This window comes from Sabulicella glaciei, from assembly GCF_026183895.1.
GTDB classification, from domain to species: Bacteria; Pseudomonadota; Alphaproteobacteria; order Acetobacterales; family Acetobacteraceae; genus Roseococcus; species Roseococcus glaciei.
Window position 1 is genome coordinate 1 of the sequence record NZ_JAPFQI010000029.1, and the last position, 21,038, is coordinate 21,038.

The 21,038-nt window shown below is 67.6% G+C and carries 18 protein-coding genes and 4 pseudogenes; 7 read left to right on the forward strand and 15 right to left on the reverse strand.

Annotation, left to right across the window (positions count from 1 at the left end; translation table 11 throughout):
* Both OF850_RS21575 and OF850_RS21580 read left to right on the forward strand, forming a co-directional pair.
* Positions 1 to 117, forward strand: a pseudogene (locus tag OF850_RS21575) (IS481 family transposase); the annotation flags it as partial.
* A gap of 63 nt (positions 118 to 180) precedes the next feature.
* A pseudogene (locus tag OF850_RS21580) lies at positions 181 to 405 on the forward strand (transposase); the annotation flags it as partial.
* Between the two features lie 389 nt (positions 406 to 794).
* Here OF850_RS21580 and OF850_RS21585 read toward each other — a convergent pair.
* The 8 genes from OF850_RS21585 to OF850_RS21620 all read right to left on the reverse strand — a co-directional run bounded on the left by OF850_RS21585 (position 795) and on the right by OF850_RS21620 (position 10,104).
* Entirely contained in the window at positions 795 to 1,859 is a 1,065-nt protein-coding gene (locus tag OF850_RS21585; RefSeq protein ID WP_301592398.1) for a mandelate racemase/muconate lactonizing enzyme family protein, read from the reverse strand.
* Positions 1,859 to 2,845, reverse strand: a complete 987-nt coding sequence (locus OF850_RS21590; protein WP_301592399.1) for an ABC transporter ATP-binding protein — start codon at positions 2,843 to 2,845, stop codon at positions 1,859 to 1,861. The genes OF850_RS21585 and OF850_RS21590 overlap by 1 nt, the downstream gene beginning before the upstream one ends.
* Complete coding sequence (locus tag OF850_RS21595; protein ID WP_301592400.1) at positions 2,842 to 3,840, reverse strand: ABC transporter ATP-binding protein; 999 nt, start codon at positions 3,838 to 3,840, stop codon at positions 2,842 to 2,844. Before OF850_RS21595 ends, OF850_RS21590 begins: the two co-directional genes overlap by 4 nt.
* Entirely contained in the window at positions 3,837 to 4,730 is an 894-nt protein-coding gene (locus OF850_RS21600) for an ABC transporter permease (RefSeq protein ID WP_301592401.1), read from the reverse strand. Before OF850_RS21600 ends, OF850_RS21595 begins: the two co-directional genes overlap by 4 nt.
* A gap of 1 nt (position 4,731) precedes the next feature.
* Complete coding sequence (locus tag OF850_RS21605; RefSeq protein WP_301592402.1) at positions 4,732 to 5,649, reverse strand: ABC transporter permease; 918 nt, start codon at positions 5,647 to 5,649, stop codon at positions 4,732 to 4,734.
* Positions 5,650 to 5,652: 3 nt separating this feature from the next.
* On the reverse strand, positions 5,653 to 7,146 hold the full coding sequence (locus OF850_RS21610) for an ABC transporter substrate-binding protein (RefSeq protein WP_301592403.1): 1,494 nt from the start codon (positions 7,144 to 7,146) through the stop codon (positions 5,653 to 5,655).
* A 434-nt stretch (positions 7,147 to 7,580) separates the two neighbouring features.
* Positions 7,581 to 9,038 carry a M20/M25/M40 family metallo-hydrolase gene (locus OF850_RS21615; protein WP_301592404.1) on the reverse strand — a complete coding sequence of 486 codons (1,458 nt, stop codon included), beginning with the start codon at positions 9,036 to 9,038 and terminating at the stop codon, positions 7,581 to 7,583.
* 88 nt (positions 9,039 to 9,126) lie between these two features.
* Positions 9,127 to 10,104 carry a Bug family tripartite tricarboxylate transporter substrate binding protein gene (locus OF850_RS21620; protein ID WP_301592405.1) on the reverse strand — a complete coding sequence of 326 codons (978 nt, stop codon included), beginning with the start codon at positions 10,102 to 10,104 and terminating at the stop codon, positions 9,127 to 9,129.
* A 164-nt stretch (positions 10,105 to 10,268) separates the two neighbouring features.
* Between OF850_RS21620 and OF850_RS21625 the strand changes: the two genes are divergently transcribed.
* From OF850_RS21625 to OF850_RS21645, 5 genes are all read left to right on the forward strand, one after another.
* The gene (locus OF850_RS21625) at positions 10,269 to 11,492 is read left to right on the forward strand and encodes a pyridoxal-phosphate-dependent aminotransferase family protein (protein ID WP_301592406.1); all 1,224 of its coding nucleotides are present in this window, start codon (positions 10,269 to 10,271) and stop codon (positions 11,490 to 11,492) included.
* Between the two features lie 41 nt (positions 11,493 to 11,533).
* A complete protein-coding gene (locus tag OF850_RS21630) occupies positions 11,534 to 12,508 on the forward strand; it encodes a Bug family tripartite tricarboxylate transporter substrate binding protein (RefSeq protein ID WP_301592407.1) in 975 nt (324 codons plus the stop codon).
* An 8-nt stretch (positions 12,509 to 12,516) separates the two neighbouring features.
* A complete protein-coding gene (locus OF850_RS21635; protein ID WP_301592408.1) occupies positions 12,517 to 14,601 on the forward strand; it encodes a hydantoinase/oxoprolinase family protein in 2,085 nt (694 codons plus the stop codon).
* Entirely contained in the window at positions 14,601 to 16,154 is a 1,554-nt protein-coding gene (locus OF850_RS21640; RefSeq protein ID WP_301592409.1) for a hydantoinase B/oxoprolinase family protein, read from the forward strand. The genes OF850_RS21635 and OF850_RS21640 overlap by 1 nt, the downstream gene beginning before the upstream one ends.
* 222 nt (positions 16,155 to 16,376) lie before the next feature.
* Entirely contained in the window at positions 16,377 to 16,538 is a 162-nt protein-coding gene (locus tag OF850_RS21645) for a hypothetical protein (protein WP_301592410.1), read from the forward strand.
* A gap of 195 nt (positions 16,539 to 16,733) precedes the next feature.
* Here the strand turns inward: OF850_RS21645 and OF850_RS21650 are convergent, their stop codons facing one another.
* From OF850_RS21650 to OF850_RS21680, 7 genes and pseudogenes are all read right to left on the reverse strand, one after another.
* Entirely contained in the window at positions 16,734 to 17,156 is a 423-nt protein-coding gene (locus tag OF850_RS21650) for a thermonuclease family protein (protein WP_301592411.1), read from the reverse strand.
* A gap of 251 nt (positions 17,157 to 17,407) precedes the next feature.
* Positions 17,408 to 17,773: pseudogene (locus OF850_RS21655) on the reverse strand (HigA family addiction module antitoxin); the annotation flags it as partial.
* An 18-nt stretch (positions 17,774 to 17,791) separates the two neighbouring features.
* Complete coding sequence (locus OF850_RS21660; protein WP_301592412.1) at positions 17,792 to 18,037, reverse strand: hypothetical protein; 246 nt, start codon at positions 18,035 to 18,037, stop codon at positions 17,792 to 17,794.
* A gap of 238 nt (positions 18,038 to 18,275) precedes the next feature.
* Positions 18,276 to 18,443 (reverse strand): annotated as a pseudogene (locus OF850_RS21665) (IS481 family transposase); the annotation flags it as partial.
* The gene (locus tag OF850_RS21670; protein ID WP_301592413.1) at positions 18,436 to 19,296 is read right to left on the reverse strand and encodes an alpha/beta fold hydrolase; all 861 of its coding nucleotides are present in this window, start codon (positions 19,294 to 19,296) and stop codon (positions 18,436 to 18,438) included. The pseudogene OF850_RS21665 and the gene OF850_RS21670, both read right to left, overlap by 8 nt.
* A complete protein-coding gene (locus OF850_RS21675) occupies positions 19,293 to 19,670 on the reverse strand; it encodes a hypothetical protein (protein ID WP_301592414.1) in 378 nt (125 codons plus the stop codon). Before OF850_RS21675 ends, OF850_RS21670 begins: the two co-directional genes overlap by 4 nt.
* Positions 19,667 to 20,902, reverse strand: a complete 1,236-nt coding sequence (locus tag OF850_RS21680; protein WP_301592415.1) for an ABC transporter substrate-binding protein — start codon at positions 20,900 to 20,902, stop codon at positions 19,667 to 19,669. The genes OF850_RS21675 and OF850_RS21680 overlap by 4 nt, the downstream gene beginning before the upstream one ends.
* Positions 20,903 to 21,038 lie beyond the last annotated feature (136 nt).

Sequence of the window (21,038 nt, forward strand, 5' to 3'; positions counted from 1 at the left end):
CGCTTGAAGACCCTACGCGGCCTCACGCCCTATCAAGCCATCTGCAAAGCATGGGCCGAGGAGCCGCAGCGTTTCACCGCAAATCCGCACCACCAAATGCCGGGACCAAACATCTAGTGCCCAGTGCACCTGAATTTGAGGTAGACCGTGCAGTTGGGCTTGCTTTGGAGGAGGTGGGCCATGGTGACCGATGAGCGCTGGGCGGTGTTGGGGCCGCTGATCGAAGCATGCCGGCCGCGTGCCAGGGTACCGCCATGCCACCTGCGGCGCACAATGGCCGCGATCCTCTGGCGACACGAAAACGGCGCGAAGTGGCGCGCGATCCCGGCCGAGCTGGGGCCGTGGTGGATGGCAGCCCAGACTTTTATCCGCTGGTCGCGGTTGGGTGTGTGGGAGCGGCTGCTCGGAATGGAGGGCTGTCGCCACCCACTATGAGAAAACCGCACGATCCTTCCTCAGCATCCTCTGCCTCGCCGCAGCGCTCGACTGGCTCAGACGCTAATGGGCTCTGGCTATGCAGGAGAATGCGGGCATCAGCCACACGACGTGAGTCACTTCGAACGCGAGGCCGGGAAAGCCGGTACCCTGGCCCCGGTCTCCTTGCTCCCAGTAGCGCCAGACAGTCAGGCGCCTTCGATTGCCGCTGGTCACCGGATGGGCAAGCGCGGGCACCACGCGCCCAGGCTCAAACAAGCTTGAACCGTCGCGGCTGCAGCTACGTCAACTGCGGCACATGGCCGACCTTGCGCTCTGAAGCGACAAGCCAGGCCAGCCGCGCTGGAAGCGGCCTCCTCTCAACGGAAGGCGAACCCGATCCCCGGCCGTTCGGGCAGGCGCATCGCGCCACCTTCCGCCACCAAGTCCTCGGCGAGCATGGCGCGCAACGAGACCTGGGCGCCGTGCATCTCGAGCCATCCGCCCGCGCCATGCCCGGCGAGGGCAGCGGCATTGGCGATATCCCAGCCGCCTGCATGCGCCACCGGCAGGCCGTGTGCCTCGGCCAGTGCCAGCACGCGGACCAGGCCGGTGATACCGCCGCAAAAGGCGGCGTTGGGCTGCACCCAGTCGAGCGCGCCGCGCGAGAGCGCTTCGCGGAACCAACCAAGCCCGTGCATCATCTGTCCTGCGCCGATGGGCACGCGCACGGCCCGCCGCATCGCCGCCAGCCCCTCGATGTCGTTGTCGCGCAGCGGTTCCTCGAACCAGGCGATGTCGCAGTCCTCGACCATAAGCGCGAGGCGTTTCGCGTCGCCAAGGTTCATCCCGCAGTTGGCGTCGATGATGAGGCGCGCATCAGGCCCAATGGCCGCGCGCACGGCCCGCACGCGCGCCGCGTCCTCAGCGACCGAGCGGCCACCTGCGGCCACCAGCATCTTCACGCCGAGATAGCCTTCATCCACCGATTGCTTGCAGACGGTGGCGAGTTCCGTCTCATCGTAGCCGGGCAGGCCGACCGTGGCGTAGCAGGGCACCGACTCCCGCGCGCCGCCGAGCAGCCGCCAGAGCGGCTCACCCACCGTACGTGCCCGCAGATCCCAAAGCGCCATGTCCACGGCGGACAGCGCAGCGGTGAAGACGGAACCAGCGCCGCGCGGGTTGAAACGCGCGGTGAGGGCTGGGCCGATGGCCTCGATGCGGCGAGCGTCCTCCCCTTGCAGTGCCTCGGCCATGGCGCCCGCGATGAGGTCTGCGACCTGCGTCGCCAGGAAGCGGCCAGTGACCCCCTGGCCCACAAGCCCGTCCTCGCCCTCAATGTGGCAAAGCACGAAGGCCGGCGCATCCAGTGCGGCATAGCCACGCGCTGCGCTGCCGAGCTTGGCCAGGCTGCGCACCTCAGCCGAGATGCTGCGGATCCGCATCAAGCCGCCACCATGGCATGGCGCTCCGCCGCATGGCAGGCGGCACGCGCACCGTCCCGGTGCGCGAGGAGAAGCGGCGACTCCACCCTGCAGCGATCGAAGGCGAGCGGACAGCGCGGATGGAAGGCGCAGCCGGGTGGGGGAGACAGCGGATCGGGGAAGACGCTGCCCAGCCCGGTCTCCGGCAGGCCGAGCCGCGGGTCGGGCGTGAGCACTGAGGCCAGCAGGCCGAGGCTGTAAGGGTGCTGCGCGTGGAGCATCACTTCGGCAGTGGGTCCTTCCTCCACGACGCGGCCGAGATACATCACGGCCACCCGCGTCGCCAGCATCTGCACCACGGCAAGGTTATGGCTGATGAACAGGCAAGTGAGGCCAAGCCTCGACTGCAGGTCCATCAGCAGGTTCAGAATCTGCGCCTGCACGGAGACGTCGAGCGCGGAGGTCGGCTCGTCGCAGATCAGAAGTTGCGGCCTTAGGATCAGCGCCCGCGCGATGGCAACGCGCTGCCGTTGCCCGCCAGAGAGCTGCGAGGGGTAGGCCGCGGCATGGCGCGGGGCGAGGCCCACGAGGCGCAGCATCTCCTCGACCCGGCCCCGACGCTCGGCGGAACTCCCCTCCCCGTGCACAGAGAGCGGCAGACCGATGATGGAGGCGACCGTCTTGCGGGGATTCAGCGAGGAGTACGGATCCTGGAAGACAGGCTGCACCAACCGCGCGCGCTCCAGGCGACCAAGGCTCGCGATCGGGCGGCCATCGATCAGCACTTCGCCCTCGCTGGGAGTCTCGAGGCCCAGCACCATTTTGGCGAGGGTGCTCTTGCCGCAGCCGGACTCACCCACGAGTCCCAGCACCTGTCGGCGTCGCACGGACAGCGAAACCCCGCCCACCGCCATCAGCGTGCGCTTACTCGCGAACAGGCCGCGGCTCACTGAGTATCTCTTCACCACGTCGCGCAGTTCGAGGATGGGCCTGTCCTCGGCGCTCATGTCGACTTCTCCAGAAGGGAGGGCGCCCGCTCGAGCAGCACGCAGCGCCAGGTGTGTCCGTCGTCGCCGTGAACTATGGGGATGGCGCGCGCACAGGGTCCGGTCGCGAAGGCACAGCGCTCGCGGAAGGCGCAGCCCTCCATGCCGCCCACGAGGTTGGGCACGAGACCTGGGATGGTGCCGAGCGGCACGCCGGGCCGGCTGCGCGCGGGGATGGGAATGCAGTCGATGAGGCCGCGCGTATAGGGGTGGCGCGGGTTGTCGAAGACGGCGACGGTGGGTCCGCTCTCCACCACCTCGCCGGCATACATCACGGCCACGCGGTGGGCGACGCGCGCCACAATGCCGAGGTCATGCGTTACCAGCAGGAGCCCCATCCCCATCTCGCGCTGAAGCTCCGCCAGGAGGTGGAGGATCTCCGCCTGGATGGTGACGTCGAGCGCCGTGGTGGGCTCGTCGGCGAGAATCAGGTCGGGGCCGCACATCAGAGCCATCGCGATCATGACGCGCTGGCGCAGCCCGCCGGAAAGCTCGTGTGGGTACTGCCCGAGCCGGCGCCCTGCGGCCGCGATGCCCACGCGCTCCAGGAGCTGCACCGCGCGGTCCGTCGCCTGGCGGCGGCCGCCCTTGCCGTGGCGCAGGAAGGGCTCGGTGAGCTGGTCGCCGATGCTCCAGGCCGGGTTCAGGCTGGTCATCGGCTCTTGGAAGATCATCGCCATGCGGTTGCCGCGCAGCTCGCGCAGCCGCGGGGGCGTCATCTTCAGAAGGTCCTCGCCGGCGAAATCCATGCGCTCGGCGGTCCGACGGGCCGAGGCGGGCAGCAGCCCCATCACCGCCAGCGAGGTGAGAGACTTGCCGCAGCCGCTTTCGCCCACCACGCAGAGCGTCTGGCCGGGCGCCACGGTGAGCGAGACGTCGCGGACCGCGTGCAGCACGCCGTCCGCCACGGGGATGTGCACGGCCAGATGCCGAACGTCGAGGACCGGCGTGCTCATGTGCGGCCCTCCGGAGCCGTGGCGTCGCGGATGCCATCGCCCAGCATGTTGATGGCAAGGACGAGGACGCAGATGGCAAGGCCCGGCAGCAGGATCACCCAGGGATCAAACAACATCACCTCCTTGGCCTCGGCCACCATCAGCCCCCAGGAGGGAAGGGGCGGCTGCACGCCAAGGCCGAGGAAGGAGAGGGCGGCCTCCAGCAGGATGGCCTGCGCCATCTCGTAGCTGGCCACTACGACCAGCGCCGGGATCAGGTTGGGAAGGATCTCGCCCAGCAGAATGCGCGGCGTGGAGCAGCCCACGGAGCGCGCGGCCGCGACGTATTCCAGGTTGCGCAGCTGCATTGTGGCGCTGCGCATGACTACGGCGAAGCGGTCCCAGAGCAGCAGACCCAGAACGAGCACCACCACCTGCAGAGAGCCTCCGGCCACGGCCACGACCGCGAGCGCCACCATCACCACTGGCAGCGAGAGGCGGGTGGTGATGAGGAAGGACACCACCGTGTCCACGCGCCCGCCGAAATAGCCGGCCGCCACCCCCAGCGTTGTCCCGATGACCCCGGAGACGAGCACGGTGAGCAGGCCGATCAGCAGGGAGATCCGCGCGCCATAGATCAGACGGGAAAGGTAGTCGCGGCCCAGATTGTCCGTACCCAGCAGGTAACGTGGGTCGGACATCTCCGCGTCCACGAACGCGGGCGGGATCAGCCGGTCGTCCAAGATCTGCACATAGGGGTCGTGCGGCGCGACCAGAGGCGCGAAGACTGCCATCAGCGTGATCAGCCCAAGCACCAGGGCGGCCACGACGAGGCCCGGGTTCCCGAGGATGCGTCCGCGCTTCCTCCGGATTGCAGGTGGAGCGGGCTGGGGGAGGGTGATGTCGCTCATGTCAGCCCCGCCGGATCCGGGGATCGAGCCAAGCATTGGCGATGTCCGCCAGCAGCGTCAGCACGACGTAGAACAGCGCCACCAAAAGCAGGATGCCTTGGACGACCGGGAAGTCGCGGCGTGAGATCGCCTCCCAGGCCAAATAGCCGATCCCTTGCAGCGCGAAGACCGTCTCGATGACAACAGAGCCCGAGAGCATGTTGCCGAACTGCACGGAACACAGGGCCACCACCGGCACGATGGCGTTGCGCAGCGCGTGCTTCAGCACCACGACCCGTGCCGGCAGGCCCTTGGCGTGCGCGGTCCGGATGTAGTCCGAGTTCATCACCTCCACCATGCCGCCGCGCGTCAGGCGCATCAGGACCGGTGCCGAGAACCAGCCTAGCGTGATGGCTGGCATGATGAAATGCGCGAAGCTGTCGGAGCCCGAGATGGGCAGCCAGCCGAGGGCGAGGCCGAACAGGAAGATCATGAGCAAGCCGAACCAGAAATTCGGCATCGCCTGCCCAATGACGGCGATGCCCAGTGCCGTCCGGTCCACCCAAGTATTGCGCCTCAGCGCCGCGATGATGCCGAGCGGGAGAGCGATGAGGATCGCGATCACGAGGCCCATTCCCGCCAGCGACAGGGTGACGGGCAGCCGCGTGAGGATCAGGTTCGCCACGCTCTCCGGATAGAAGAGCGAACGTCCGAGGTCGCCCCGCAGTGCCCGCCACAGCCACTCCCCGTACTGCGCGATGATGGGGCGGTTGAGGCCGTACTCCTGACGGATACGCTCGACATCGGCGGGACTTGCATCCTCGCCGGCGAGTGCGATGGCGAGGTCGCCGGAGACTCGAAGCAGCATGAAGGCGATGACGGATACGGCGATGCCGACCACCGCCGCCAGGACCAGCCTTCGAAGCGTGAAGCGCAGCACGGATCAGCGGTTCCAGCGGGACCGGTAGAAGCGGGGAATCTCGTCCGCTGTGGGCGTAAAGTGCAGCTGGCTGTTGTGGGCGTAGGTCACCGGGAAGGTCCATAGCGGTGCCCAGTAGGCCTGCTCCGTGATGCGGCGGATAGCCGCGGTGTAGGCCTCACGGCGCGCTGCGGGGTCGGTGGTATTGTCGCCGCGTTCCAGCATCGCCATCACCTCAGGATCCCGTGTCAGGTCGTCGGGCGAGCCGCGGAAGAAGTAGGAGGTGGAGTTGGCGACGTCGAACAATGAAGTCGAGCCCCAGGATCCGTAGGCAAGCCGCAGCTGCCCCTCGCGGGTGGCGCGTTGGTAGGCGTCGTACTGCGCCCATTGCAGGTTAGCCGTGATACCGACGGCGCGCAGGTTGCCGATGATCGCCTCGCCCCAGGGACGCTCGCGATAGCCGCCCATGTTCACGGTGAAGCCGTTGGGGTAGCCGGCCTCGGCCAGCAGCTCACGCGCGCGGGCGGGGTTGTAATCGTAGCGGGTTATGCCGTCCTGCACGCAGCCGAATTGATCGGGGTGGCAGGGGGCGTGCAGCACGTCAGCGCCCTCGCCAACCAGGTTGCGGACGATGCCCGCACGGTCGATGGCATGGTTTACGGCGCGGCGCACCCGGACGTCGCGGAAGGGGTTGTCCTCGGTGCCGGTGCGACCGGCCGCATCCATTTGCAGGAAGTGGAAGCGCACCGTTCCGCCGGAGGCTACGGTCACGCCCCGCCGGCGCTGAATGTTGCGCGCCTGATCGGGGGTGACACGCCAGATCCAGTCCACGCCGCCGGTCAGTAGTTCGGCTACGCGGGTGTTGGCCTCAGGCACGCGGCGGAAGATCAGCCGTTCCACTTCGGGCTTGCCCTTGGCGCCGCCGAAATAGCGGTCGAAGCGCTCGAAGACGATGCGCTGTCCGGGGCTGAGTTCCGCCACGCGGTAGGGTCCGGTGCCGATCGGGTTGCGGCCCATGCCGTCGCGTCCGCCAGCGAGCGAGGCGCGAGGGATGATGAGCAGCGTGGTGAGGTATTCTTGCCATGGTCCAAAGGGGCTGGGGGTGCGCAGGCGAACGGTCCGGTCGTCGACCAGCTCCGCCCCAGACAGCCAGCGCGTTCGCCCGAGATTCGTGAGCTGGTTGGCCGGGTTCAGCGCGAACTCCACTGTGGCCACCACGTCGCGCGCATCGACGGTATCGCCGTTGTGGGCGACGATGCCCTCCCGGATGCGCAGTTCGATCGTGGTGTCGTCCACGACTCGCACCGACTCCGCGAGATGCATCTCGTACTCGCCGGTCTGCAGGTTGCGGTAGAGCGGAGCGTCCCAGACGTGGAAGCCGAAGATCACTCCCTCGCGGGTCGAATTGAAGTAGGGGGAAAGGTTCGCCGGCTCGGTGTCGGAGAACCAGCGGATGGTGTTCTGCGCGGGCTGCGCCATCACGGGAGGTGCACCGAAGGCCAGCGCGGCGATGGCCATGGCCCCTAGAAGCTGTCTTCTCATGCTCCGCGCCTCCCTGCTCGTCCTGACGATGGGAGGAAGGCCCGCAGCGTCATCCTCTCGGCCACGTTGCCCTCCCTCATCTGGCGCAGCACGATGGCCGCCCGGTCTGCCAGAACGCGAAGTTTGCGCGAAGGCGACCTCTCGCAGCAAATACTTCTTGCCAAATCCTGCGAGAATACAGGCAGTTGTGTGGCGTCAAGGCGCCGCGCGAATGCGCGGTCCTCATTCCGCTTGCGATCCACTCGGATCCCAAGCCCATCGACTTTGCCCACGCCATGCGTGGTCGAGCCTCAAGGGTGCGTCGAACCTGGGCGTGGGCAGGTACGATAGGAAGACCCCAGCCTTGGCCGAGAAGCCTGGGGAGAGTTGGCTGCCGCTGCAAGCCCGCGGCAGACCCCTGCGCGTGCCCCCTAGCCCTGCCGGCCTTCGCCGATGTCCCACCAGATGCCGGCCATCAGCCGCAACCCCTCGCGCAAAAGTGACGCCAGCGCATGCTCGTCCGGTCCGTGCTGGTTGCAGCCGGCGTAGGAGTTGGGAATCCAGAGAACTGGCATGCCAAGCTCCTCGATGAACATGTCCGAGGGGTTGGAGCCTGAGGAGTTGGGCACGATGTTGGGCGCTCGGCCTGCGGTGCGAGTCATGCTGTCGACCACCATCCCGACCCAAGGATCGTGGGGATCCGTGCGGGCGGCCCCGAAGACATCGCGCTCGGTGACGGGGATGACCTGCACCGCTTCGAAGCCGCGCGCATCCAGATGGGCGCGCAGCGCGGGCATGAAGTCCTTTGCGGGCACGTCGGCGGTGTGGCGGATCTGCAGCCGCGCGCGCGCCTCGCCCTGCACGGCGTTGGTGGGCGCGTCCGGGTGGCCGGTGATCTGAGCCAGCACGATGACGCTGGTCCAGCCGAAGATCTTCTCAGCCTTCGTAAGGCCAGGCTCGCCCCAGTCCGGATCCTCCTCGGGCAGACCCGGAATGTCCTCGAAGACGAGGCCTGCGATGGCTTGCCGCACGCTCGATGGGACCGACCTGGGCGTCCAGCCGTCCACGAGGATCTTGCCATCCTGGGTCACCATGCTGGCCATGGCGTGCGCCAAAACGAAGCCTGGATCACGCAACACTCCGCCCCAATGGCCCGAATGATGCGCCTGGTCGCGCAGATGCACCACGAGGTCGAATGCGATGCCGCCGCGTGCGCCCAGCTTAATCTCGGGCATGAAGGTGGTTTGCCGCGGACCGTCGAGGCCGATGAACACGTCGGCTGCAAGTGCGGTGCGCTGTTGGATGATGAGGTCACGCAGTCCTGGTGAGCCCTGTTCCTCTCCCGTCTCGATCAACAGCTTGGCGTTGAAGCCGAGCCGGCCGCGCTCGGCCAGAACGGCGCGCAATGCCTCGATGGCGATAAGGTGCTGGCCCTTGTTGTCCACCGTGCCGCGGCCATACCATCGGTCGCCCTGGACAGTGACGGCGAAGGGATCGAGCCCGCCGGCCCATCTCCCCGCGAGGCCCCGCACGACGTCGCCATGTCCATAGATCAGGACGGTGGGGAGTGAGGGATCCTCTGTACGTGTGCCGACATAGACCGGACCGAAGCGGGAGACGGGGTTGTCATGGACCACGCCATCAAAGCCCATGCCCTCCATCAGTGCAGGGATGATTTCGCGGCAGTATTGCCGCAGCGCTGGCTGGCTGTCGGGCATCTGGCTCTCGGTAGGGATGGCCACCAGGCGACGCAGGGCGTCGAGATAACGTCCGCTATCGAAGCACTCCTCTGCGCGCACGATCGCGCCCTCACGGGACGGTTGCATCTGATCCCTTTCTCTCCCTGTCCTCGTCGGCCAGATGCTTGCATCGAGGGGCTGCCGCCACAACAGATATCCTCTTGGGCCGCGTTCCGGTGGTGCAGTCTTGAGATGGAGTCTCGGAGCACACGTCTCCGGGTAGAAGCGGCCCTACGCCTCAGTCCGTGGGTTGGATGCCTGCGCGCCGGGCCGTTTCGCGGATCAACGTGCGCTCACGCGCCAGCCAAGCGACGAAGCCCTCGGGCTGTTGCTCGTTCTCCGCGGCGATCTCCGCGCCAAGTTCCGCCTGTCGGGCTCGGTAGCCGGGGTGCGCCAGCCCCGCACGGACTGCCTCGCTCAGGGCGGTCAGCACGGGCGCAGGGGTGCCGGCAGGCGCCACCAGCCCGGCCCAGGACCCGCCCGTGAGGTTCAGCCCGCTTTCAATCAGCGTCGGCACCTCTGGCGCGATGGGCATCCGGCTTGCCGAGGACACGGCGAGGATGCGTGTCCGACCGTCCCGCCAAGTGGGCAGCACGGTCGAGATCTCAGCCATCACCAGCGGGATGGCACCCGAGAGTACGTCAGGCACCGATTGGCTCGACCCCCGGTAAGGCACATGGCTCAGGCGCACATCGGCGGCGGCCATGACCTGCTCGATCAGGAAATGCGTAGCACTTCCCTGACCCGAGGAGCCAATAGCCACATCGCCGGGCCTCTCCTTTGCGGCTTGCAGCATGTCGGCCACGCTGCGCCAGCGGCTGTCGGCGCGGACCGTCAGGGTCACGGGGCTCCGGCTGATCATGGAGACCGGCGCGAAGTCCGCCGCCGGATCATAGGAGAGCCGTGCCTGCAGCACCGGCGCGTTTGTCAGCGGCCCATTCGAGCCGAGCAGCAGCGTCTGCCCATCGGGGGCCGCCCTCGCGACGAACTCCGCGCCCACCGTTCCGCCCGCACCAGCTCGGTTCTCGATGATCACCGGCTGGCCGAGGTGCGCCGCCATCCGTTCGCCGAGGAGGCGGCCTTGGATATCGGAGGAGGTTCCGGCAGCAAATGGAACGATGATGCGCACGGGGCGCTGAGGAAAGGCTTGGGCACCAGCGGCCGGGACATGCAGCAGGGCTGGGCTGGCAAGAACCAGGCGGCGGTGCAAGCGCATGGGTAGGTTCCTCGGTCGACGCCTGGGAGGCTGCCATGCTGCTGCGATGGGAACCAAGATGATTCTGCCGATTTCCGAAGCTCTCGGACGGGCCAGGCAGGCTATTGGAGGTCGCGTTGGTGCGTGCCTAAACTTTGCGCCGGAACGACGGGAGATGAAGGTCCGTGATTGAGGTTGCGATGACGCGGACCGCTGCCGATGACCTGCCTGACCCTTACCGGTTGCGCCTCCCGGGTCCGACGGCGGTTCCCGAGCGCGTGCGCGCGGCGATGGCCCGCCCCGTGCTGAACCACCGCGGCCCCGAGTTCCGTGGTCAACTCGCGACGGCGGAGCGCCTGCTGCAGCCAATCCTCGGCACGGAGAATTCCGTGTTGTTGTTCGGATGCTCGGGCACAGGCATGATGGAAGCGGCGCTGCTCAATCTTCTTGCCCCAGGCGAGAGGCTGCTCTGCATTGTCCACGGCCAGTTTGGCGAGCGTTTCGCTGCGATCGGCGAGGCGCTCGGGGCTGTGGTGGACCGGGTTGAAATGGAGTGGGGGCAGGGGGTCGATATCAGCGCCGTTGCCGCGCGTCTCGAGGCCGCGCATTACCGCGCCATCACCGTGATCCATAATGAAAGCTCGACCGGCGCGGTCGCCGATCTGGCCGCGCTTGGCACCCTGCTGCGCGACAGGCCCGAGATCCTGGTGGTGGATTCGGTGAGCGGCCTTGGTGCGGTTCCCATGCGGCAGGACGAGTGGGGCGTGGATGTTGTCGTTTCAGCATCCCAGAAGGCGCTGATGTGCCCCCCAGGCCTTGGCTTGGTCAGCCTCGGCGCCAAGGCGCGTGCAGTGGTGGCGCGGCATACCGCGATGCCGCGCTTCTATTTCGATTTCCGCCGGGCGCTTGAGTCTGCGAGCAAGGCAGAAACGCCGTTCACCCCTCCAACCGCACATGTCGCGGCTTTGGTCGAGGCGCTCGAGATGATCCATGCCGAGGGGATGGAAGCCGCGCTGACCCGCCATCAAGCGTTGTCCACTGCGCTGCGAGCGGGCGGGGCCGCTATCGGCCTGCCGGATTTTACGCGGGCCCCGCTGCGCTCCTCGTCCGTGGTTGTGCTTTCCGTGCCGCCGGGACTGCTCGGGGGTGCAATCGTGCGGACGATGCGCGAGCGGTACGGATCCGTGATCGCCGGGGCACGGAACCGCCTCGCAGACCGCGTCATCCGCATCGGCACCATGGGTTTCCTCGCTCCTGGCGACATCCTCACGGACCTCCAACAGCTCGAGGAGGTTCTCGCCGGGCTTGGCCATCCGGTCGAGGTCGGGGCAGGGGTTGCGGCGGCCGCTCGCAGCCTGCACGCGTCTGCTCGCGAAGCGGGAAAGACGGTAGTCAGGGCGGCAAGCTGATCGCCAGCTTCAGCTGGCAGGTGGGAGAGGAGCAAGCATTCATGACAAGGCGCGCATTCCTGTTGAGCGGCCTGACGCCGCTGCTCGCGTCCCCTGGCATCACCGTCCACGCGCAGGATCTGCCGTCCCGTCCGGTCCGTCTGGTTGTGCCCTACGCACCGGGCGGCACGACCGACATCCTCGCGCGCGTTCTCGCCGAGCACTTCCAGGCCGAGTTTGGCCAGCCGCTCGTGGTCGATCTCCGGCCCGGGGCCGGCGGCACGGTTGGGACGGCACAGGTCGCACAGGCGGTGCCCGACGGCACGACCCTGGTCATGGGCACGCCTGGGACGCACGCCACCGCGAAGGCCCTTTACCCCAACCTCCCTTACGACCCGATCCGTGACTTTGCGCCGGTCACGCTGGTGGCCAACGTGCCGAACATCGTGGTGGTGAATCCCAACCTGCCGGTGCGAAGCATCGCCGAGCTGATCGCCGCAGCACGCGCGCGGCCTGGAAGCATCAATTATGGATCCGCCGGCAATGGCGCGACGACGCACCTGTCGGGTGAGCTGTTCCGCCTCATGACCGGCGCCCAGATCATCCATATCCCATATCGCGGCAGCGGTGCGGCGCTGATCGACCTCCAGGCAGGTCAGATCCAGCTCATGTTCGAGAATCTCCCGGGTGCCATCCAGCATGTCCGCGATGGGAGACTGCGCGCTCTTGCCGTTACCTCGCCCACGCGAGCGAAGGCCACGCCCGATCTCCCCACCGTCGCTGAGGCGGGGGTTCCGGGCTACGGCGTCGTCTCCTGGTTTGCGCTCTTCGCGCCCGCCGCAACGCCGGAGCCCGTGCTTGTTCGGTTGAACCAGGGCTTCCGGCGAATCATGGCCATCCCCTCCGTGCGGCAGCGCATGGAGGATCTTGGCGCCGAGCCGGCCGATGGTCCACCCGAACAGCTCGCCCGCCTGGTTGCCGATGAGAACACCCGCTGGACACGAGTGATCCAGGACGCGCAGATCCGCATCCAGTGAGCGACGCCATGACAGGCAAGCCCGCCCTCTCCCTCGGCATCGACATCGGCGGCACCTTCACCGACCTCGTGCTGCACGGGCCTGGGAGAGAGCGCTCCGACACGCTGAAGGTGCTCACGACCCATGCCGATCCGGTCCAGGGCATCCTGGCAGGGACGCGCCGGCTGCTCGAGCAGGCCGGCGCGGCGCCAGGCGAGGTGGGGCGGGTGGTCCACGCGACCACGCTCTTCACCAACGCGCTGATTGAACGCAAGGGCGCGAGGACGGCGCTGATCACGACCGCGGGCTTCCGGGACCTGCTCCATATCGGACGGGAGCGCCGCTACGAGCTTTACGACCTTCAGCTCCGCCCGCCCGAGCCGCTCGTGCCCGACCGCCTTCGCTTCGAGGTGCCAGAACGGGTGAAGGCGGACGGCACGGTCCTTGTGCCCCTCGACCTCGCGGAACTCGAGGAACGCGCTGCAGAGGCGGTGGAGATGGGCGCGGAATCGCTCGCCATCCTGTTCCTGCACAGCGACCTCCACCCGCAGCACGAGGCGGAGGCGGTCGCGCATCTCGCCAAGCACTTCCCGGAGCTTTCCGTCACCGCGTCGCACGGCATCGTGCGGGAGGTGCGCGAGTACGACCGTGGCTCCACCGCCACGGCGAACGCCTATGTCGCCCCGCTCGCCGAGCGCTACCTGGCCCGGCTGGGCTCGGAACTCGCGACGCTCGGCCTCCAAGCCCCGCTGCTGTTGATGCTCTCGAATGGCGGACTCACCCATGTGGCCGAGGCCCGACGCGCGCCCGTCCAGCTGCTGGAGTCGGGTCCGGCCGCGGGGGCGCTCGCGGCGGCCTTCCTCGCTGGTGAGGAAGAAGGCCGGCTCCTGGCTTTCGACCTCGGCGGCACGACAGCCAAGCTGTGCGTCGTCGAGAATGGCGAGCCCGAGGTCGTGTTCGGGTTCGAGGCGGCCCGCCAGGCGCGCTTCATCGAAGGCAGCGGCCTGCCGATCCGCATCTCCACCGTCGACCTCATCGAGATCGGTGCCGGCGGCGGGTCCATCGCGCGCCGCGACCCCATCGGGCTGCTGAAGGTAGGGCCGGACAGCGCGGGATCGGAGCCCGGTCCCGCTTCCTATGGGCGAGGCGGAACCCAGCCAACGGTCACGGACGCCAACCTCCTGCTCGGCTACCTCGACCCGGCGAGCTTCGCGGGCGGCCGGCTTCCCCTGGACCGGCAAGCGGCTGCGGATGCGGTGGGGCGCCTGGCCGCTTCGCTCGACATCTCGTCCGAGGCTGCGGCCTGGGGCATTCATGATGTGGCGACAGAAGCTATGGCCGGCGCGGCGCGCACCCATCTTGCCGAGCGTGGCCGGGACGCCTCGGAGTTCACACTGGTCTGCACGGGGGGCGGCGGGCCGGTTCATGGGCATCATCTGGCCCGCAAGCTCGGCATCCGGCGCATGATCATCCCGCCCGAGGCCGGCGTCGCCTCCGCACTGGGCATGCTCGCCGCACCGCCGCGGGTGGACAAGGTCATGAGCCTCGGCCAGCGCCTCGATGCCTGCACGGCCTCCTTCCTCGCTTCCGCCTTTGGCGGGCTGGAGGAGGAGGCGCGCCAAGTGCTGGCCGATGGCGGGTGGACCGGCGAGGAGGTGGCGGCCGGCCGGATGGTGGATGCCCGCTGCGTTGGCCAGGGCGCCCATATGCCTGTCTCATTGCCGCCCGCGCCCTGGCCCATGGAGGACGAGGCTGTACGCGAACTGATCCGCGACGCGTTTCGCCTGGCCTATGTCGCGCGCTACAGCCGCCCGCCGCCGGCGGTGCCGATCGAGCTGGTTCACGCGCGCGTCGTCCTGCGCGGCGCGAAGGGCGCAGCACAAATCAATGCCGGATCCGGACCGGATGCGACGGAAGCGGCGGCCAATTGGCGCCGCATCGTCATCGGTGGCGAGGAGCACGAGGCTGCCGTGCATCGCCGCGCCTCGCTTCCCGTGGGTTTTGTGGCCACCGGTCCGGCCCTGGTAGAGGAAGCGGGCTCGACGCTCGTCGTCGGGCCCGGATCGCGGCTTATGGTGCTTCGTTCGGGCAACATCCTGGTGGAGCTGAACTGATGGCGCACCTTGACCCCGTCACGCTGGAGCTGGTCTGGACGCGGCTGATCGCGGCCGTGGACGAGGCGGCGAAGGCGATTGTCCGCACCTCCTTCTCGACCCTGTCCAACGAGGCGAACGACTTCGCCTGCGTCCTCACGGATGCCGAGGGCCGGTCCCTCGCGCAGAACACGGGGTCGATCCCGAGCTTCATCGGCACGCTGCCCGGGACGGTCCGGGCGGTCCGCGCCGCTTTCCCGGCCGACCGGATGCAGCCGGGCGACGTGTTCATCACGAACAACCCTTGGATCGGCACGGGCCACCTCAACGACATCTCAGTCGTGCGGCCGATCTACCTCGAAAGCAGCATCGTCGGCTTTGCCGCCACGACGAGCCACGTTCCGGATATCGGCGGCCGCATCCGAAGCACCGAAGCGCGCGAGTTGTTCGAGGAAGGCTTCCACATCCCGCCGATGCGGCTGATGCGCGGCGAAGTGCCGGACGCCACCCTGTTGGCACTTCTGCGCGCCAATGTCCGGACCCCCGACCAGACCGAGGGCGATGTCTGGGCCCAGGTGGGCGCCGTGTCCCTGATCGAGGACCGTGTGCGCCGCGCTCTCGAGGACCATCGGATGTCAGGCCTTTCGGTCGTGGCCTCGGAGATCTTCGACCGCTCTGAGGCGGAGATGCGCAGGCGCATCGCGCTGCTGCCCGAGGGCACCTGGCGCTCCACCATGCAGACGGACGGGCTGGAAGACCCCTTCACCTTCGAGGTCGAGGTCACCTTGCGGGGCGGGGAGGTCGCGGTGGATTTCACGGGGACCAGCCCGCAGCAGCGTCGCGCCGTGAACTGCGTGATGGCCTACACCACGGCGATGACACATTTTGCGCTGAAGGCGCTGCTCCTGCCGGAACTGCCAAACAACGAGGGCGTGTTCCGGCCGATCCACGTCCATGCGCCAGAGGGCTGCATTCTCAACCCGCGGCACCCCGCCGCCGTTGGTGGGCGTGCGGCAACCGGTCACTACGTGCCGGTCCTCGTCTTCAGTGCCTTGGCCGAGGCGCTACCAGATAAAGTGCGCGCCGCCCCCGGAAGCCCACTTTGGATCATGAACCTGGCCGGCACGGACACGCAGGGCCGGACCTTCGCCAACGTGATGTTCTTCAATGGCGGGACCGGCGCGGGCGCGACCCAGGGTGGTGCGGACTGCATTTCCTGGCCATCCAACATCTCGGCAACGCCTATTGAGGTGGTGGAGCGGACCGCCCCTTTGCTCATCCATCGCAAGGCACTGCGGCCTGACTCTGGCGGCGCCGGCAGTTTCCATGGCGGCCGGGGTCAGGAGGTTCTGCTGGAATGCGAGGCAGAGGACGTTGGCGCCGTTTTTGTTACGGAGCGCCTGCGGTTCGCGGCGCACGGCCTGTTCGGCGGTGCCTCGGGCGCCATTGGTGAGGTGCTGATTGATGGGATAGCGGTGAACACGCGACAACTTCAGATGCTGCGCAAAGGCAGCCGCGTCACTGTCCGCACGCCAGGTGGCGGTGGCTTCGGCCCTATCCAAGGGAGCGAGTGACTCATCCGGTTGGCGCTAACACCGCATCGACCGCCTGGTGCGCCAGGCGGATGCCGCTTCCTCGCTTCTCTTCTGTTTTTCTTGAACCCCGCTCTAGCACCGAACAAGAAAAGAATACACTCGCCGCCTTGGCCTCAAGTGCCTCTCTGATAGGCACCGCACTGCATCGAGGTCGCTTGCCCAGCCCTTTCTCTTGGACCTCTTTTGATCATTCACTTTTTAGTGAGGATCAAGATGTGCATTCCAGCTTGGGCCGTTGATGCTTTCCTAAAGAACAAGCGCCTGCCGCTCGACCCCATCGAGGCCGCGCAGGATCTGAGCAAGCGTCCCGATGACATGGGCTTCATCGTCACCATGCATGCACGGACATCTCTTTCTGCTTGATCTGCGCGTGGATGACACCGTTGTGTTCACCCTTACGCTTATCACCTTGGACCCTGATCGGGAGGCGCTGCGTCGGGGCAGCCGCATTCTGACCGTCGAGCCCGAGGCCGAGAGCCGCTTCGCGATCGACCCTTCAGCGCGGCCGTATCGTCCAGGACGCGGCCTGACGCCTTTCCACCTAGTCGCGCCCCAAGGTTAGCACCACCCTTGCCGCCGGCTGCGGCCGTCATAGGGTCGCGCGAAGCCCTCTGCGATCAGCACCTGCGCGACATCCCAGCCTTCCCGGTCCCGCACCACGGCCAACAGCCTTCCATAGCGGTCGCGGCCCCGCGGTTCGATCGTCACGCCCCGCGCGACTAGCATCGCCAGCCGGTCCCTGGCCGCACGGGCCAGGCGCGCCTCACGAGGGCACTTCCCGCGCATCTCCGGCGCGTCCAGACCAATGATTCGGATGCGCTCAGCCCCACAGCGCAAGGTGTCGCCATCGGTCGCCTGGCAGCGCAGTCCTTGAGCGGATGCGGGCGCCATCAAAAGAAGACTCATGAAGACCATGGCGATCAATGACTGGCGTCCGCGCCACCATCGGCCCGAAGCTTCATTCATGAGGAAGGTTCGCATCCGACGAGTGTTCATTGCTTAGGGCGTGCTGGCCATAGCGCTCCTGCTGCCACGGGAGGGCGCAGCGCAGTTCAGCAATTGCCCCGACATCGCGAACCCAGCCCAGTGCCTGGAGTGCTACGATCGCCAGCGAAGTGTTCAACTGCAGCAGCGCGCCGCGCCACCGCCGCAGATCTGGCCCTTCAGCAGGGGAGGGGGCTCCTGCACGCGAAGCATCCCCTGCGCCGGGCCGCGAAGCGGCGTCTAATACTTCACCCAGTCCGGCCGGAAGCAGAACCTGCCGCGCTGACCCGCGCACCGCTCTTGCGCGGCCTTCGCTCGGAAACAGGGGCGCGATTCTTGGAAACGGTGAGAGACCTGAAAGTCGGAATGGAGGCCAATTCCTCCGTCATCTTCGGCGCCAGCATAGCGAGGTCGTAGACGGCCTGCACTCTGAGCCAAGTCTGCGGGCCTATGCCCGTGAGCTTTCCGAGCCGCAGCGCCATGGCCGGCGACACGCCGATGCGCCCGTCGCGCAACCTGTAGAGCAGCTGGTGGGTCAGCCCCATCAGCGCCGCGGCCTGAGGCAGGGAGAGGCCTAGCGGCGGCAGCACGTCCTCGACCAGCATCCGGCCCGGGTGGCGCGGCCTTCCATCTCAAGAGGCGAGTGGCGCCCAGCCGGGCAGGAAGTCGGCGCGCTGCAGAGGGCTGAGGATCACGGCGCGCTCAACCGTGGTTCTGCCATCCGTGCCGAAGCGCGTCACGCTGCCGATGGCAAAGTCTTCGTAGATCGCGCTCTCCCCGCCGAACAGCCACTCACGGTGCACGGGGCCAGTCTCCTCGGGGATTTCAGCGCGGCCTATCAGCCGCTTGTGCCCGTCCTCGTCCACGTAGACCTTCATCCGTCCCTCCGCATGACCATTGACGGGTAGCAGAGGTGGCGGAGCGTGGTATCCGTGAGAGCCCGCATTCTGGCGTTTGAATCGCCGGCTCTCAGCGTCCCGAGCGCTCGAAGCCTGACAGCAGCGCCTCAATCAGGCCTTCACGCGTCACCCGATCCCACTGACTGGCATGTGGAGAAGCGGATCGGGACGTCAAAGACTGCGGAAAGAAGAGTGAACGCGCGTCTCCATCGCTGCCGATGCGGAGGTAGCCAATGGGGCAGGAGGCGAAGCAGTTCTTGGCAGGCGTCTCCCTTTCGCTTTCGGGCAACCTGCTGATCCAGTACCGCTCTAAACAGCGATGCAGGCTCGATCGGGTCAGGTGCGAGATGGTGGACTGCAGCGCAAGAGCCAGCGCGTCATGGCGCGGCCCTGTCGGCTGCCCTGCCGCGGATCTGGTCGAGCACCGGGCGCAGGAAAGTGGCAAAGTGCTCGTAATTCTCACTCATCGGAAAATGGCCAAGGCGGGACATGATCGTCACGTCGCTGCCGGGAATGTGCCGCGCCGTTTCGCGCGTCGCCTCGGGCGAGCACGAATAGTCATATTCCCCGGTCAGCAGCCAAACTGGGCATCGCGCCGTGTCAATGGCTTCAAGGCGCGCGCGCAAGTCGCCCTCGGCCTTGTAGAAATGCAGGTCGCCACGGAACACGCCGGGGCCGCCCTGCATGTAGTGCCACAGCGTTTCCCATCGCTCGTTCTCGGGCGATTGTGGCGCCATGAGGCCAGAGACGATCCCGGCGCAGACCTCGCCGCCATGCACGTCGGGCCGGTGCGCCCATTCCGTGTCGTAGTAGGGATCCACATGCGAGGAGGATTGCAGGCCAATGACGCCGCCCAGGCGCGCTCCATGGGACGCGGCCAATTCGAGCACCACGCGCCCGCCGATCGAGCAGCCCATCACCACCGGGCGGTCGAGGCCCAGAGCGTCCGAGACGCCGAGGATCGCCTCGACATACGAGGCGGTGGTGAGCTTGTACTCCTCCTTCCACCATCCATCCGGCGGCGAGGACTTGCCGTGCCAGGGCAGATCGAAGGTGACGCAGCGGAAGTGCTGTGTCACGCGGGCGTCATTTAGCAGACCACGCCATTGCCGTGTGTCGGAGCCGGCGGTGTGCAGGCACAGCAGGGGAATGCCGCTTCCCGTTTCCTCGACATAGATGCGGTGGAGCTTTCCCCCGAGAGGCACGGCCATGTAGCCGCCGCGGATCGGCTCCATCATGCCGCTGCCCTCGCGGGTTGGCTGCGCAGGGTGGCAAGGGCCGCCTTGAACCAGAGCAGATGGCTCATGAAGGGATGGAGGTTGCCTTCCAGCCGTAGCTCCCTTCCGCGCAGTAGGGCCATCAGGTCGTGGCGGCCGGGTGGCGGCTCGGGCGACAGGAATGCCTGCCAAGCCTCCAGCTCGATGCGGATGGCGAGGGTCCAGGACGGCATGAGGAAGGGGCCGTGGCGCACGGACTCCACGGCGCCGTCGCGCAGCCGCAGCATCCATTCCTCGGTGCCGACGGCGAGCAGAACGTCGGCATCCAGAAAGCGGCCCCAGCGGCGCAGCATGGGGTTGCCGTTCACGAGGCTGGGAAGATCCTCCGGCGTCATGCCGGCACCAGGGCGCAGCCCGCGCCCGCCATGGGGCGGAAGGCCTGATCGGCGGGGATGGTACGGGCGGTGGCGTAGTACTCCCAGGGACCCTTGCTTTCCTCCGGCGCCTTGACGCGGAAGAGATACATCTCGTGCACCTTGCGGCCGTCGGCGCGCACGGTGCCTTGACCGAAGAGCGGATCCTCCGTGCCGTTCGCCTTCATCCAGGCGATCGCCGCGCGGCCGCTGGGATTGTCGCCCAGCGCGGCGCGAGCCTTGAGGTAGTGGAGCACGGCGGAATAGCCGCCCGCATGAATCATTCCCGGCTTGTGGCCGTTCATCTGCGGGGCGTAGCGGGCCGAGAAGGCGCGCGTGGCCTCGTTCATGTCCCAGTAGAAGGCCTCGGTCAGGGTCAGCCCCTGCGCCGCCGGCAACCCCAGCGCGTGCACGTCGGCGATCTGGAACAGCAGCGCCGCGAGGCGAGTGCCTCGGCGGGCGAGGCCGAACTCGGCCGCCTGCTTCAGGCAGTTCACCGTGTCGCTGCCGGCATTCGCGAGGCCGATCACCTTGGCGCGGCTGGCCTGGGCCTGGACCAGGAAGGAGGAGAAGTCTGTCGTGCCGGGGAAGGGGGTGCGCGCCGTGCCGAGGACGCGCCCGCCGGCCTCCCGCACGAAGCCTGCCGTGTCGGCCTCCAGCGCATGGCCGAAGGCATAGTCGGCGGTGATGAAGAACCAGGTATCCGCCCCGTCCGCCACCAGGGCACGGCCCGTCCCGGCTGCGAGGGACCAAGTGTCGTAGGTCCAGTGCACGTGGTTCGGACCGCAATTCGCTCCAGTGAGCGCGGCAGAGGCTGGTCCAGTGAAGAGCGCGACCTTGTCCTTCTCCGCCACCAGCCCCGCCATGCCGAGGGCAGCGGAGGAGACAGGCACGTCCAGGATGGCGTCCACACCCTGCCGGTCCAGCCAGTCGCGCGCGATGGCAAGGCCGAGGTCCGGGCGGTTCTGAAAATCTGCCTGGATCACTTCCACGCGTAGCCCGGGGTGGGAGTGCATGAAATCTTCGGCGGCCAGCCTCGCGCCGACCACCGAGCCGGGACCCGTGTTGGCGGCGTAGGGTCCGTTCATGTCGCTGAGCACGCCGATCTTCACGATGCGGGCCGGCTGTGCGCGAAGGGCGGGTGACGAGAGCGTCGTGGACGCGAGAGCCCCGCCGATCAGCAGGGCGCGCCTGCCGGCCTGTGTCGTCATCATTTTCTTCCTCCCATTTGGCCGAAGCTTAGGCGTCGTCGGCGCGGGAGCCAATCGGGAGCGCTGCCCGCTCGCTATCCTGCCGGCCAGGGCATCAGAGGCCTGCTGTCAGCCGGCGCCAGCGGAGGCCCAAAAACCG